Origin of the sequence: Acidipropionibacterium jensenii DSM 20535, from assembly GCF_000425285.1 — a bacterium.
Lineage (GTDB): Bacteria > Actinomycetota > Actinomycetes > Propionibacteriales > Propionibacteriaceae > Acidipropionibacterium > Acidipropionibacterium jensenii.
Window position 1 is genome coordinate 13,041 of sequence record NZ_AUDD01000008.1, and the last position, 14,209, is coordinate 27,249.

At 69.1% G+C, this 14,209-nt stretch carries 10 protein-coding genes and 1 pseudogene; 8 read left to right on the forward strand and 3 right to left on the reverse strand.

Going from position 1 to position 14,209, the window contains the following annotated elements; translation table 11 throughout:
- Positions 1-109 precede the first annotated feature (109 nt).
- The 3 genes and pseudogenes from H590_RS0106695 to H590_RS15395 form a co-directional block, all read right to left on the reverse strand.
- On the reverse strand, positions 110-1,021 hold the full coding sequence (locus H590_RS0106695) for a 2-dehydropantoate 2-reductase (protein WP_028702948.1): 912 nt from the start codon (positions 1,019-1,021) through the stop codon (positions 110-112).
- A 31-nt stretch (positions 1,022-1,052) separates the two neighbouring features.
- Positions 1,053-1,364: a NifB/NifX family molybdenum-iron cluster-binding protein gene (locus tag H590_RS15390; protein ID WP_036981443.1), complete on the reverse strand. Its 312-nt coding sequence runs from the start codon at positions 1,362-1,364 to the stop codon at positions 1,053-1,055.
- A gap of 93 nt (positions 1,365-1,457) precedes the next feature.
- Positions 1,458-2,582 (reverse strand): annotated as a pseudogene (locus H590_RS15395) (PucR family transcriptional regulator); the annotation flags it as partial.
- Between the two features lie 249 nt (positions 2,583-2,831).
- On the opposite strand from H590_RS15395, the gene aceE reads away from it, so the two are divergent.
- The 8 genes from aceE to carB all read left to right on the forward strand — a co-directional run bounded on the left by aceE (position 2,832) and on the right by carB (position 14,193).
- Positions 2,832-5,585 (forward strand): pyruvate dehydrogenase (acetyl-transferring), homodimeric type, encoded by a 2,754-nt coding sequence (gene aceE / locus H590_RS0106710; RefSeq protein WP_028702949.1) that lies wholly within the window; start codon positions 2,832-2,834, stop codon positions 5,583-5,585.
- A gap of 133 nt (positions 5,586-5,718) precedes the next feature.
- Complete coding sequence (locus H590_RS0106715) at positions 5,719-6,123, forward strand: DUF3052 domain-containing protein (RefSeq protein ID WP_028702950.1); 405 nt, start codon at positions 5,719-5,721, stop codon at positions 6,121-6,123.
- A gap of 48 nt (positions 6,124-6,171) precedes the next feature.
- Positions 6,172-7,182 carry an L-glyceraldehyde 3-phosphate reductase gene (gene mgrA / locus H590_RS0106720; RefSeq protein ID WP_028702951.1) on the forward strand — a complete coding sequence of 337 codons (1,011 nt, stop codon included), beginning with the start codon at positions 6,172-6,174 and terminating at the stop codon, positions 7,180-7,182.
- 60 nt (positions 7,183-7,242) lie between these two features.
- Positions 7,243-7,704: a GatB/YqeY domain-containing protein gene (locus H590_RS0106725; RefSeq protein ID WP_028702952.1), complete on the forward strand. Its 462-nt coding sequence runs from the start codon at positions 7,243-7,245 to the stop codon at positions 7,702-7,704.
- A gap of 231 nt (positions 7,705-7,935) precedes the next feature.
- Positions 7,936-8,502 (forward strand): bifunctional pyr operon transcriptional regulator/uracil phosphoribosyltransferase PyrR, encoded by a 567-nt coding sequence (pyrR, locus tag H590_RS0106730; protein ID WP_028702953.1) that lies wholly within the window; start codon positions 7,936-7,938, stop codon positions 8,500-8,502.
- Positions 8,499-9,842, forward strand: a complete 1,344-nt coding sequence (locus H590_RS15400; RefSeq protein ID WP_036981445.1) for a dihydroorotase — start codon at positions 8,499-8,501, stop codon at positions 9,840-9,842. The genes pyrR and H590_RS15400 overlap by 4 nt, the downstream gene beginning before the upstream one ends.
- Positions 9,839-11,005, forward strand: coding sequence for a carbamoyl phosphate synthase small subunit (locus tag H590_RS0106740; protein WP_028702954.1), 1,167 nt, complete (start codon positions 9,839-9,841; stop codon positions 11,003-11,005). The genes H590_RS15400 and H590_RS0106740 overlap by 4 nt, the downstream gene beginning before the upstream one ends.
- Positions 11,005-14,193, forward strand: a complete 3,189-nt coding sequence (carB, locus tag H590_RS0106745) for a carbamoyl-phosphate synthase large subunit (RefSeq protein WP_028702955.1) — start codon at positions 11,005-11,007, stop codon at positions 14,191-14,193. Before H590_RS0106740 ends, carB begins: the two co-directional genes overlap by 1 nt.
- The last annotated feature ends 16 nt before the right edge of the window (positions 14,194-14,209 follow it).

The window sequence follows — 14,209 nt, forward strand, 5'->3', positions numbered from 1 at the left end:
TCCGCGGCCCGGGCGCGATGCCCCGTGCCACGAAATCCCCACAACAAGCGTTGTGGGGATCCGACAAGTGGGCACCCGGGCGGCCGGTCCCCGGCCCGGGGAAGTACAGCTAGCGCCGGCGGGCGGCGTGCACCCCGAGGGTCTCGGCGATGACGTCGCAGACCGGGGTGTCGACCCCCACCTCGTCCCCCAGCCCGGGGATGGCGCCGATCTGGGCGTCCAGCTCGCTGGGCCTGCCGGCGGTGATGTCGCGCTGGAAGGAGGTGGTGGAGGTCGGGTCCTGGTCGGCCAGGAAGGTCAGGGTCTGCTCGACGATGTCCTCGGGCAACTCGGCTCCCTGGGCGCGGCCGACGGTGGCGATCTCCGTCATGCAGCGGCCCAGCAGGGACCGGTGGTGGTCCAGGAGCTGGCCGAGGGGGAGGTCGAGAAGGGCTCCGACGGCGCCCTGGGGGACGACGTGGACCACCTTGGTCCACAGCTCGGTCCAGATGTTGTGGCAGTCGACGGTGTGCACCCCGGCGTCGCGCAGGGCCTGTCGGAAGGCGCTCAGAACGGGACTGGCGTTGCCCTCCCAGGTTCCGACGACCAGGCTCTGGGGTCCCTCGGAGACATGGATGACGCCGGGGGACAGGAGTTGGCTCCAGATCCGGCAGATGCCGGGGGCGACATGGTCGCGCCCCACCGCGTCGGCGAGGACATAGGGTGCCTGGAGCCCGTTCTGGGTGCTCACGACGAGAGTCTGGGGACCCATCAGCCCGGGAAGGTAGGCGGTCGCGGCATCGGCCACCTGGAAGGTCTTGGTGCACACCAGTACGACGTCGACCGGGCCGATCTCGGCGGGGTCGTCGCCGGCGGTGACCGGAAGGGTCAGCTCGTGGGCGCCGCTCAGCACCAGCCCGCGGGACCTCAGGGTGGACAGGGTGGCACCCCGGGCGAGGAAGACGACGTCCTGGCCGGCCGCGGCCAGCCGGGCGCCGAAGAACCCTCCGATGGCGCCGGCCCCGATCACGGCTATCCTCATCAGTGATCCCCCAGTCCTGCCGCCGCGGCGCTCACCGAGCCGCGCGCGTCGGGGCTGTGGCCGCCAGGATGGGCAGACCCATCGAGGCCAGAGTGCGCTGCATGCCGGGGCCGACATGGGTGGTCACCACCGCGTCGATCTCGTGCTCGCGCAGGAAGGTGACGATCCGGGCGTGGTGGGATCCCTCGCTGCCGGTGTCGTGGAGACGGTCCCAGTCGACCCGGTAGGAGGTCCACTGGTGGATGGTGCCGTCGGCGTCGACCTGGGCGACTCCGACCATCGGTGCCTTGCCGAATCGCGGTTCGACGGAGCCGTCCGGACGCACCGGGATCATGAGATTCATGCCGGCAGCCTATCTTCAGCCCTGGTGGTGGGACGATCCTGCGGAACTTGAACCGGAACCCGAGGAGGTTCCCGAGCCGGTGGCCACCCCGGCCAGTCGGCCCAGGGTGACGGCCAGGTGGAGGACATAGGCCTCACGGGGTGCCGACGGCGAGTAGCCGGAGACGTCCTGGACCCGCTTGAGCCGGTACCGGACGGTGTTGGGGTGGATGAACATGGCACGACCGGTGCCCTCCACCGAGCAGCCGTGGTCCAGGAAGGAGACCGTGGTGTCCAGCAGGTCGCCGGTGGCCTCGGCCAGTGGACGGTAGACCTGCTCCACCAGCCAGTGGATGGCGTCCCGGTCCCCCGACAGGGCCCTCTCGGGCAGCAGGTCGACCGCCGCCAGCACCCGCGGACCCTCAGGCCAGGCCAGCGCCGCAGAGGCCCCCGACAGGGCGGCCCGGGCCGACGCCGGGGCGTCCACCAGATCCGAGACCACCGGACCGACCACCACCGGGCCCTCGCTGAGCTGGTCGGCCAGGGTTCCGGCGGCGGCCAGGGCGGCCGCGTCATCGGTCACCGCATCCCCCGACAGGACCGCGACCACCTTGTCGCTCTGCACCGCGGCCAGCACGCTCAGCCCCAGCCGCTCGCCGGCGTGGCGCAGCGCCGACAGGGTGTGCGGCCGGTGGAAGGGGCCGACCAGCACGCACAGCCGGCTGCCGGGCCGCCAGCCCAGCGTGGAGGCCCGGGAGACGAGCTGATCGGCATCGGTGTCGGCGCGCACGATGGCGTCGACCACCAGGGACTCCAGCCTCTCGTCCCAGGTGCCGCGCTGCTCGGCGGCCCGTGCGTAGACCTCGGCGGCGGCGAAGGCGACCTCCCGGGAGTAGTGCACGATCGCCTGGGCCAGCACCTGGCGGTCGCCGCGGGGCAGTGCCTGGATCTGCTCCTCGACGACGTCGATGGTGGTGCGCACCAGGTCGACCGTCTGGTGCAGGGAGATCTTGCGGGTCATCGACCGAGGGGCGACGTCGAAGACATCGGTGGGGGAGTAGGGCTCGGCCTCGTCGTCGGCGAACCAGCGGACGAACCCGTCGATGCCGCTGCGCGCCACGATCGAGATCCACGACCGGTCGTCGGCCGACAGGTCGCGGAACCAGGAGTGCCGGGCGGTCATCTCGGCCAGGGTGGCCGTGGTCATCGTCGAGGTGCGCGCGGCCAGCCGCTTGGCCATCGCCCGCCGGGTGCGGTCTGAGGGGACGATGGTGCGGCCTGTACTGGACATTCCCGACCGGCGCGACCCCTCGCCGGCGTGCGGACTCCTCGATGCCACGGGCGTCTCCCCTCTTCTGTCGGAATCGAGCCTAGCGAGAACATCAACGCCCAGTTGTGTGATTTTTCCGCTGTTCGGGGCCAGAATGTGAGGTGTCATGCCGACCGGAGACCTCGGTCCCGCGTCACCGTCGATGAGAAAGGACCCGGCGTGATCCCACGCGAAGAGCTCGGCCCTGTGCTGAACGGACTCCCGACCACCCTGCCCGACACCGATCCCGAGGAGACCCGGGAGTGGCTCGAGTCGCTCGACGCGATGGTCGGCGCGGAAGGTGAGAACCGGGCCCGGACCGTGCTGCTGAAGATGCTGGAGCACGCTCGGAGTCGCAGCAAGCTCGAGGTTCCCGCGCTCACCTCCACCGACTACATCAACACCATCGCCGCCGCCGACGAGGCGCCCTTCCCCGGCGACGAGAAGCTCGAGCAGCAGATTCGTCGGCTGCTCCGCTGGAACGCCGCGATCACCGTCCAGCGGGCCCAGCGTCCCGGTATCGGGGTCGGCGGTCACATCTCGACCTATGCCTCGGCGGTGACCCTCTACGAGGTGGGGATGAACCACTTCTGGCGCGGCCAGGACGCCCCCGGCGGTGGCGACCAGGTGTTCTTCCAGGGCCACGCGGCCCCGGGAATGTACGCCAGGGCGTTCCTCGAGGGACGGCTCAGCGAGGCCGATCTGGACGGCTTCCGCCAGGAGAAGTCCGCCGCCCCGCACGGCATGCCGTCCTACCCTCACCCGCGGATGATGCCGGAGTTCTGGCAGTTCCCGACGGTCTCGATGGGACTGGGCCCGATGGACGCCATCTACCAGGCGTCCTTCGACAAGTACCTCACCAACCGCGGTGTGAAGGACTGCTCCGACCAGCACGTCTGGGCCTTCCTCGGCGACGGCGAGATGGACGAGCCGGAGTCCCGCGGCTTCCTCCAGGTGGCCGCCAACGAGGAGCTGGACAACCTCACCTTTGTCATCAACTGCAACCTGCAGCGCCTGGACGGCCCGGTGCGCGGCAACGGCAAGATCGTCCAGGAGTTGGAGTCCACCTTCCGCGGCGCCGGCTGGAATGTCATCAAGGTGATCTGGGGATCGGGCTGGGACCCGCTGCTGGACGCCGACCACGACGGTGCCCTGGTCGATCTGATGAACAACACCCGCGACGGGGACTACCAGACCTTCAAGGCCAACGACGGCTCCTACGTGCGTCGGGAGTTCTTCGGCCGTGACCCGCGGACCCTGGCGATGGTGGAGCACTGGACCGACGACCAGATCTGGGCGCTGCGCCGCGGCGGGCACGACTACCGCAAGATGTACACCGCCTACAAGGCCGCGACCGAGACCAAGGGCGCACCGACCGTGGTGCTGGCCTGCACGATCAAGGGCTACGACCTGGGCTCCCACTTCGCCGGGCGCAACGCGACCCACCAGATGAAGAAGATGACCCTCGACGATCTCAAGTCCTTCCGGGACCGTCTGGACATCCCGATCTCCGACGCCGTGCTGGAGGCCGACCCCTACCGGGCGCCGTACTTCAACCCGGGACCCGAGGACGACCGGATCAAGTACCTGCTGGAGAGGCGACGGGCCCTCGGCGGCTTCGTGCCCGAGCGCAGGACCGCCCACAAGGCCCTGGCGCTGCCCGACGCCAGCCACTATGACGGCGTCAAGAGGGGGTCGGGCAAGCAGCAGGTGGCCACCACGATGGCCTTCGTCCGGCTGCTCAAGGACCTCATGCGGGACAAGGACTTCGCCCCGCGGGTGGTGCCGATCATTCCCGACGAGGCGCGCACCTTCGGGATGGACTCCTTCTTCCCGACGATCAAGATCTACAACCCGCACGGCCAGAACTACACCCCGGTCGACCATGAGCTGATGCTGAGCTACCGGGAGGCCCGCAACGGCCAGATCCTGCACACCGGCATCAACGAGGCGGGATCCACCGCCGCCTTCATCGCCGCCGGGACGGCGTACTCGACCCAGGGCATCGCGATGGTGCCGATCTACATCTTCTACTCGATGTTCGGTTTCCAGCGCACCGGCGACTCCTTCTGGGCGGCCGCCGACCAGATGGCCCGCGGGTTCATCCTCGGCGGCACCGCCGGGCGCACCACCCTGACCGGCGAGGGCACCCAGCACATGGACGGCCAGTCCCCGCTGCTGGCCTCGACCAATCCGGCGGTGGTCTCCTACGATCCCGCCTACGCCTACGAGATCGCCCACATCGTGGAGTCCGGCCTGCACCGGATGTACGGCCCCGACGACGAGGACGTGATGTTCTACCTCACCGTCTACAACGAGCCGATGGTCCAGCCCAAGGAGCCCGAGGACGTCGATGTCGAGGGCATCGTCAAGGGCATGCACCTGGTGCACCCGGGCTCCTTCGAGGGGGTCAACGCGGACGCCAGGCGCGCCCAGATCCTCGCCTCGGGGGTCGCGGTGCCGTGGGCCCTGGAGGCTCAGGACCTGCTCAAGGCCGATTTCGGGATCGTCGCCGACATCTGGAGCGTCACCTCCTGGACCGAGCTGCGCCGAGATGCGATGGACGCCGACGAGCAGGCCTTCCTGCACCCCGAGCAGGGCGCTTGCACCCCCTACCTGGTCCAGCGGCTGGACGGCGCCCCCGGCCCGGTGGTCGCGGTGAGCGACTACATGCGCCAGGTCCCCGACCAGATCGCCCAGTGGGTGCCCGGCGACTACGCCTCCCTGGGCGCCGACGGGTTCGGGTTCTCCGACACCCGCTCGGCGGCCCGCCGGTTCTTCCACATCGACGGCCCGTCGATCGCGGTGCGGGTGCTGCAGATGCTGGCGGCCAGGGGAGAGGTGCCGGCCGAGTGGCCGGCGCAGGCCGCCCGCAAGTACGACCTGCTCAACGTCAACGCCGGCACCTCGGGCAATGCCGGGGGCGACGCCTGAGATCGATGAGAACGGCACCCGGGGTCGGTATTGGCCCCGGGTGCCATGATCTGGCAGGCTGAGAGCATGGTGCTGGTGCTGCTGAGACAGCAAGAGGAGAGACGGCAAGAGGATTGGGGAGCTGGGGAGACTCGTGGAAACCGCTACTGACTTCGAGAAGCTCGGATTGCATCGCGGTCAGGTCGTTCAGGAACTCGGATGGGACGACGACGTCGATGAGGATCTGCGCCAACAGGTGATGGAGACGATCGACGGCGACCTCATCGAGGACGCCGAGGAGGCCGTCGACGTCGTCCTGTTGTGGCTGCGCGCCGATGACGGTGACGTGGCCGACGGTCTGGTCGACGCGATGCGCGACCTCTCCGGCGACGGGTACGTCATCCTGGTCGCCCCCAAGGTCGGCCGGGACGGGACGGTCGACGCCACAGACCTCTCGGAGGGGGCCGAGGCCGCCGGAATGGTGCTCACCTCGACCCACAACGTGTCCGAGGACTGGCAGGCCCACAAGGTGGTCCGCCCCAAGGGAGTGCGCCGCTGATTTCGGCCCTCGGGCCGGTCGGGGGCCGGAGATGTATAGGGTTGGCCCATGGCTGTCAGCACCTACATCGCCGCTCCTGACCGATACAACCAGATGGAGTACCGGCGCTGCGGTGCGTCGGGGCTGGTGCTGCCCGAGGTCTCGCTGGGACTGTGGCAGAACTTCGGCGATCTGCACCCGGGGGGCACTCAGCGCGCCATCCTGCGGAAGGCCTTCGACCGGGGCATCACCCATTTCGATCTGGCCAACAACTACGGTCCGCCCTACGGCCAGGCCGAGCTGAACTTCGGACGGATCTTCGCGACCGACCTCAAGCCGTACCGCGACGAGCTCATCATCTCGTCCAAGGCGGGCTACGACATGTGGCCCGGGCCCTACGGCCAGGGCGGAGGGACGCGCAAGTACCTCATCGCCTCCTGCGACCAGTCGCTCAAGCGGATGGGCCTGGACTACGTCGACATCTTCTACTCCCACCGGTTCGACCCGGACACCCCGCTGGAGGAGACGATGGGGGCGCTGGACCGGATCGTGCGGTCCGGACGCGCGCTGTACGCCGGGATCTCCTCCTACGATCCCCAGCAGACCTCCGAGGCCGCCCGGATCGCCCGCGATCTGGGCACCCCGATCCTCATCCACCAGCCGCGCTACAACATGTTCGACCGCTGGATCGAGGATGGCCTGGTCGACACCTGCGAGCACGAGGGACTCGGGATCATCTGCTTCTCCCCGCTGGCCCAGGGGCTGCTGACCTCCAAGTACCTGCACGGCATCCCGGAGGGTTCGCGGGCCGCGATGGGGTCGCGCTCGCTGGCCCCCGACCAGATCGACCCCTCGACCCTCAGGACGGTCACCGCCCTCACCGAGATCGCCAAGGACCGCGACCAGACCCTGGCGCAGATGGCGATCGCCTGGATCCTGCGCGATCCGCGGATCACCAGCGTGCTGGTGGGGGCCTCCTCGATCACCCAGCTCGACTCCGACATCGACGCGCTGCGCACCGACCCCTTCACCGAGGAGGAGCTGGTCCGCATCGAGACCGTCCTGGCCGAACGCCGCTGAGGCACCGCCCGGTGCAGCGCCGCTGACACTCGCAACACACAATTTCAGGAGGTATCCCGAATGGGAGCCATCAAGACACAGTTGAAGTCCGATCTGGTCGCGGCCATGAAGGCCCACGACGAGGTCGGCAAGTCCACCATCAGGATGGCGATCTCCGCGATCCAGTCCGAGGAGGTCGCCGGCGACCAGGCCCGCGACCTGAGCGCCGACGAGGAGCTGGCCGTGCTGGCCAAGCAGGTCTCCAGCCGCCGGGACTCGGCCGCCGCCTACCGCGAGGGAGGACGCGAGGAGCTGGCCGCCGGTGAGGAGGCCGAGATCGCCGTCCTGGAGAAGTACCTGCCCGCCGAACTCACCGTTGAGGAGGTCACCGCGATCGTCACCGAGGAGGTGGCCGCCGCGGCCGGGGATGCCAAACCCACCATGAAGCTGATGGGCCCGGTGATGAAGGCCGTCCAGGCCCGTACCAAGGGTCGCTTCGACGGCAAGGAGACCTCCAAGATCGTGCGGTCGGCGCTGAGCTGAGCCTGCCTGAACTGATTCCAGCCCGCCCCGGTCCGTGACACGGACCGGGGCGGGCTCGTGCTAGGGTGCGGACAACGCCCTTTAAGGTCGATCCAGTGAGGTCGGCAAGGTCGTCAGCACAGTGGTGAGACGGACTGCTCGCGCGGATCGCGCCCGGTTCGGTCTCTCCCCGACGCCACGCCCTCCGCCAGCTTCGCCGGACGGCATCTCTCATGCGCCGGGAGGAACTGCATGCCCGATCAGCTGCCCGATGACGAGGTCCTCGTCATGGACGCCGATGCGATGCGCAGGGCACTGACCCGGATCTGCTACGAGATCGTCGAACGCAACCGTGGCGCCGAGCAGCTCCTGCTCGCCGGGGTGCGCAGCCGCGGGGCCCAGCTCGCCGCCCGGATGGCCGCCCGTCTCGGAGAGGTCGAGAGGGTCGCGGTGCCGGCGGTCGACCTGGATGTCCGCGCCTACCGCGACGACCTGGTCGAGGAGCGGTTCGAGGCCCAGTTCGCCGATCCCAATCCTGGCCTTCCCGAGGACCTCTCCGGACTCACCGTCATCATCGTCGACGACGTGCTGTACACCGGGCGCACCACCCGTGCCGCGATCGACGCGGTGATGGATGTCGGGCGTCCCGCGGCCGTGCAGCTGGCGGTCCTGGTGGACCGCGGCCACCGCGAACTCCCCATCCGGGCCGACTTCGTCGGCAAAAATCTTCCCACCGCGGTCGAGGAACAGGTCGTCGTGCGGGTCGCCGAGGTCGACGGCCTCGACGAGGTGGCCATCAGGAAGGCGGCACGACGTTGAGCAACAGGACACTTCTCACCGACCTCACGATGCTGGAGGGAGGCACCCCGGTGCCCTCCCAGGTGCTGGTCTCCGACGGCCGGGTGGAGGCGATCTCACGGGGCCGCAGCAGTGCGCTGGACGGGGCCGAGGCCGCCCGGATCAGCCTCGGCGGCGCCCTGCTCACCCCGGGCCTGGTCGATCTCCACGACCACCTGCGCGAACCCGGCCAGGAGGACAAGGAGACCATCGCCTCCGGCACCGCCGCGGCCGCCCGCGGCGGCTGGACCACCGTGTGCGCGATGCCCAACACCACCCCCGACCCCTACAACCCGGGCCTGATGACCCAGCTGAGGGAGCGGATCGTCCGATCCGCCAGCGTCAAGGTGCTGCCCTACGCCCCGATCACCGTCGGACTGACCAGCGAGGAGCTGGTCGACGCCGAGGCGATGGTCGCCGCCGGTGCGGTCGCCTTCTCCAATGACGGCAAGGGAGTCCAGAGCGCAGGGGTGATGTACGACGCGATGAGGGCCGCCGCCCGGCACGGGCGGCCGGTCGCCGCCCACGCCGAGGACAACTCGCTGGTGCGCGGGGGAGTGATCAACGCCGGCCGCAAGGCCGAGGAGCTCCACCTGCCGGGCATCACCCGGCTCGCCGAGACCGTCCAGGTGGTGCGCGACCTGGCGATCGCCGAGGTCACCGGGGCCCACTACCACCTGTGCCACGCCTCCACCCGCCAGTCCATCCGGGCGCTGCGCCGGGCCCGGGCCGACGGCGTCAACGCCACCGCCGAGGCCGCCCCCCACCACCTGCTGCTGGCCGACGAGGACATTCCCGCCGACGACGGCTTCTACAAGATGAACCCGCCGCTGCGCAGCCGCGACGACGTCGAGGCGATGGTCGAGGGGCTGTGCGACGGCACCCTGTGCGCCATCGCCACCGACAACGCCCCGCACACCGCCGCCGAGAAGGACTGCTCCTTCCGCGACGCCGCTTTCGGGGTGATCACCAACGAGCACACCTTCGCGCTGCTCTACACCAGCTTCGTGCTGGCCGGCCGGTTCCGGCTCGACCAGCTCGTCCACTGGCTCACCGACGGCCCATCCGACGCCTATCAGCTCGGTCCCGCCGGCCGCATCAGGGTCGGCGGCCCCGCCGACCTGGCGGCCTTCGACCTGACCCGGGAGGTCACCATCGACCCCGAGCGGTTCGCCGGGATGGGCCGCAACACCCCCTTCGCCCGACGCCGGGTGATCGGCGACTGCGTCCTCACCATGGTCGACGGACAGCTCGTCCACCGCGCCGCGCCACCATCCAGCTCACTTCAAGAACCCACCACAGACGGGAAGGACCAGGCATGACCACCCGAACACTGCTACTGGCCGACGGCACCAGGTACGTCGGCGAGGCCTTCGGCGGGGAGGCCGAGGTGACCGCCGAGGTGGTGTTCACCACCGGCATGACCGGCTACCAGGAGACCCTCACCGACCAGTCCTACAACGGTCAGATCGTCGCCTTCAGCTACCCCCTGATCGGCAACACCGGCATCAACCGCGACGACATGGAGAGCCTCTTCCCGACCACCTCCGGGGTGATCTGCCGGGAGGTCCCCAGACTCGCCTCCAACTGGCGCAACCGCACCAGCCTCGACGTCTTCCTGAGGCTCCACCACATTCCCGGGCTGGCCGGCATCGACACCCGGTCCCTGGTCCGCCGGCTGCGCACCGAGGGAGTGATGAAGGGGGCCCTGCTGGGTCCCGACGCCGACCTGGAGGTCGCGCTGGAGAAGCTGCGCAGCACCGAGCTGCCCACCGACCAGGTCGCCCAGGTCTCCACCCGCACCGCCTACCCCAGCCCGCTGGGGGGCTACTCGGTGGTGCTCTTCGACTTCGGTCTCAAGCACTCCATCCTGCGGGAGCTGGCCAAGCGCGGCTGCGCCGTCACCGTCGTCCCCCACAACATCACCGCCGAGCGGGTCCGCGCTCTGGCCCCTGACGGGATCATGCTGTCCAACGGTCCCGGGGACCCCAAGAGCCTCACCGGGGTCGGCGAGGTGATCGCCGAGCTCGAGGAGGAGTACCCGATCTTCGGGATCTGCCTGGGCCACCAGCTGCTCTGCCTGGCCAACGGGGCCGACACCTACAAGCTGCCCTTCGGCCACCGCGGCTTCAACCACCCGGTCAAGGACCTGCGCACCGACCGGATCGACTTCACCAGCCAGAACCACGGCTACGCCGTCGACCCCGAGTCGATCCCCGGAACCGAACTGGAGATCACCCAGATCGAGCTCAACGACCGCACCGTCGAGGGGGTGGTGCACCGCAGGCTGCCGGCCATGTCGGTGCAGTACCATCCCGACGCCGCCGCCGGGCCGCACGACGCCGCGCACATCTTCGACGACTTCATCGCCCTGATGGATGCTCGCCGCACCTCCCACCCCACACCCCGGGACATGTCCCAGCCGGTCCTGGCGCGCGGCGCCGTGACCCGCGCCCTGATGCCCGCCACCGAAGGGAACCACTGATGCCACGCCGCACAGACCTCCACCGGATCCTCGTCATCGGGTCGGGGCCCATCGTCATCGGCCAGGCGGCCGAGTTCGACTACGCCGGCACCCAGGCCTGCCTGGCACTCAAGGAGGAGGGCTACGAGGTCGTCCTGGTCAACTCCAACCCGGCCACCATCATGACCGACCGGGAGATCGCCGACCGGGTCTACATCGAGCCGATCACCCTCGAGTTCGTCTCCCAGATCCTGCGCCGGGAGCGCCCCGACGCGATCGTGCCGACCCTCGGCGGGCAGACCGGCCTCAACATGGCCGCCCAGCTGGCCCACTCCGGGATCCTCGACGAGCTGGGCATCGAACTGCTCGGCACCAGTCTGGACGCCATCCAGAAGGCCGAGGACCGCGACCTGTTCAAGCAGCTGATGGATGAACTGGGCCAGCCGGTCCCCGACTCCGACATCGTCCACACCGTCGTCGAGGCGGTGGAGGTGGGCAACCGGATCGGCTACCCCCTCATCGTCCGACCCGCCTACACCCTGGGCGGGACTGGCGGCGGGATCTGCGACAACGAGGCCGAGCTGGTCCGCGTCGTCGGCAAGGGGCTGGAACTGTCCCCGATCACCGAGTGCCTGGTCGAGCAGTCGATCGCCGGGTACAAGGAGATCGAGTACGAGATGATGCGCGACTCCGCGGACAACACCATGGTGGTCTGCAACATGGAGAACTTCGACCCGGTCGGCGTCCACACCGGCGACTCCATCGTCTTCGCCCCCACCCAGACCCTCACCGACCGCGAGCACGAGATGCTGCGCGACGCCTCCATCACGATCGTCCGGGCGCTCGGCATCGAGGGCGGCTGCAACGTCCAGCTGGCCCTGGACCCCGACTCCTTCGGCTACTACGTCATCGAGGTCAACCCCCGGGTGTCGCGGTCCTCGGCGCTGGCCTCCAAGGCCACCGGCTACCCGATCGCCAAGATCGCCGCGAAGATCGCGGTCGGACTCACCCTCGATGAGATCCGCAACCCGGTCACCGGCACCACCTGGTCGATGTTCGAGCCGATGCTCGACTACGTCGTCGCCAAGATCCCGCGCTGGCCCTTCGACAAGTTCGCCCGCGCCGACCGGCGGCTGGGAACCCAGATGAAGGCCACCGGCGAGGTGATGTCGATCGGCCGGACCATCGAGGAGTCGCTGCTCAAGGCGGTCCGCTCCCTGGAGATCGGGCTGGACCACATCGACGACCCGGAGGTCGCCAACCTGCCCGACGACGTCCTCGAGGAGAGGCTGTTGCGCGCCCGCGACGACCGGCTGTTCTGCGTCGCCGAGGCCATCCGGCGCGGCCGGACCATCGCGGAGCTGCACGAGCAGACCCGCATCGACATGTTCTTCCTCGACAAGGTCGCCCACATCCTGGAGATCGAGGACCGGCTGCGGGTGACCCCCGGCGACACCGAGTCGCTGTGGGTCGCCAAGCGCAACGGGTTCTCCGACTCGGCCATCGCGCGGCTCTGGTCGCGGACCCCCGATCAGGTGCGCACCGCCCGACAGGAGGCTGGACTGCGGCCGGTCTACAAGATGGTGGACACCTGCGCCGGCGAGTTCGCCTCCGAGACTCCCTACTTCTACTCGACCTATGAGGTGGAGAACGAGTCGGTGCGCTCGGACCGGCCCAGCATCCTGGTGCTGGGTTCCGGGCCGATCCGGATCGGCCAGGGAATCGAGTTCGACTACGCCACGGTGCACTCGGTGCAGGCCATCCAGGGCACCGGCCACGAGGCGATCATCATGAACTCCAACCCGGAGACGGTCTCCACCGACTTCTCGATCTCCGACAAGCTGTACTTCCAGCCGCTGACGGTCGAGGACGTCCTGGACGTCATCGAGCTCGAGCAGCCCGAGGGAGTGATCGTCCAGTTCGGCGGCCAGACCGCCATCAACCTGGCCAGTGCGCTGGCCGCCCACGGGGTGAGGATCCTCGGCACCCAGCTGGAGGATCTCGACCGCGCCGAGGACCGGGAGGGGTTCGAGAAGCTCCTGCAGAGTCTGGACATCCCCCAGGCTCCCGGCGGAATGGCCCACAATCCGGCCGAGGCCCTCGAGGTCGCCGGCACCCTGGGCTACCCGGTGCTGGTGCGACCCTCCTATGTCATCGGCGGGCGGGCGATGGCCATCGTCAATGCCCCCCACGAGCTGGAGCGCTACATGCGCGAAGCAGTCCACGTCAGCCCCGACCGGCCGATCCTCATCGACCGCTACCTCCAGGGCCTGGAGTGCGAGGTCGACGCCATCTGCGACGGCGAGCAGGTCGTCATCCCCGGGATCATGGAGCACATCGAGAGGGCCGGGGTGCACTCCGGCGACTCGATGGCGGTCTACCCCCCGCAGCGGATGGGCGAGGAGGTCAAGCAGCGGATCGTCGAGGTGACCACGAAGCTGGCCCTGGGGCTGAACACGAAGGGCATCCTCAACATCCAGTTCGTCGTGATGGACGGCATCGTCTACGTCATCGAGGCCAACCCGCGGGCCTCCCGCACGGTTCCCTTCCTGTCCAAGGTGACCGGGGCCTCGATGGCCGAGATCGCCACCCGGGTGATTCTGGGGGAGAGTCTCGAGAGTCTGGGGATGTCCCCGGGCCTGATGCCCGAGTCGAGCCGGATCCATGTGAAGTCCCCGGTCTTCAGCTTCTCCAAGCTGGATCTGGTGGACTCCCACCTCGGCCCGGAGATGAAGTCCACCGGCGAGGTGATGGGGTCCGACGACACCCAGGCCAAGGCCCTCTACAAGGCCTTCGAGGCCGCCGGGCTGCACGTCCCCGAGTACGGCAAGGTGCTGTTCACGGTGGCCGACGACTCGAAGGCCGAGGCCCTTGAACTGGCTCGCCGGTTCGACCGGATCGGCTTCCAGCTGGTCGGCACCAAGGGCACCGCCACCTTCTTCCGGGAGGCAGGCCTCAACATCGACATCGCCCACCGGATCGGCTCCAGCCAGGACGGCAGCACCGAGTCGGTGCTCGATCTCATCTCGCGCAACGGCTGCGACGCCGTCATCAACGTGATGACCAACGGCCAGGAGACCATCATCGACGGCAAGCAGATCCGGCGGGCCGCGATCGGTCGAGGGATCCCGCTGTTCACCTCGCTGGACACCGCCTCGGCGATCTGTCAGGTGATGGAGTCGCGGGCCTTCTCCACCGAGGTCATCTGAACCGATGACAGAGCCC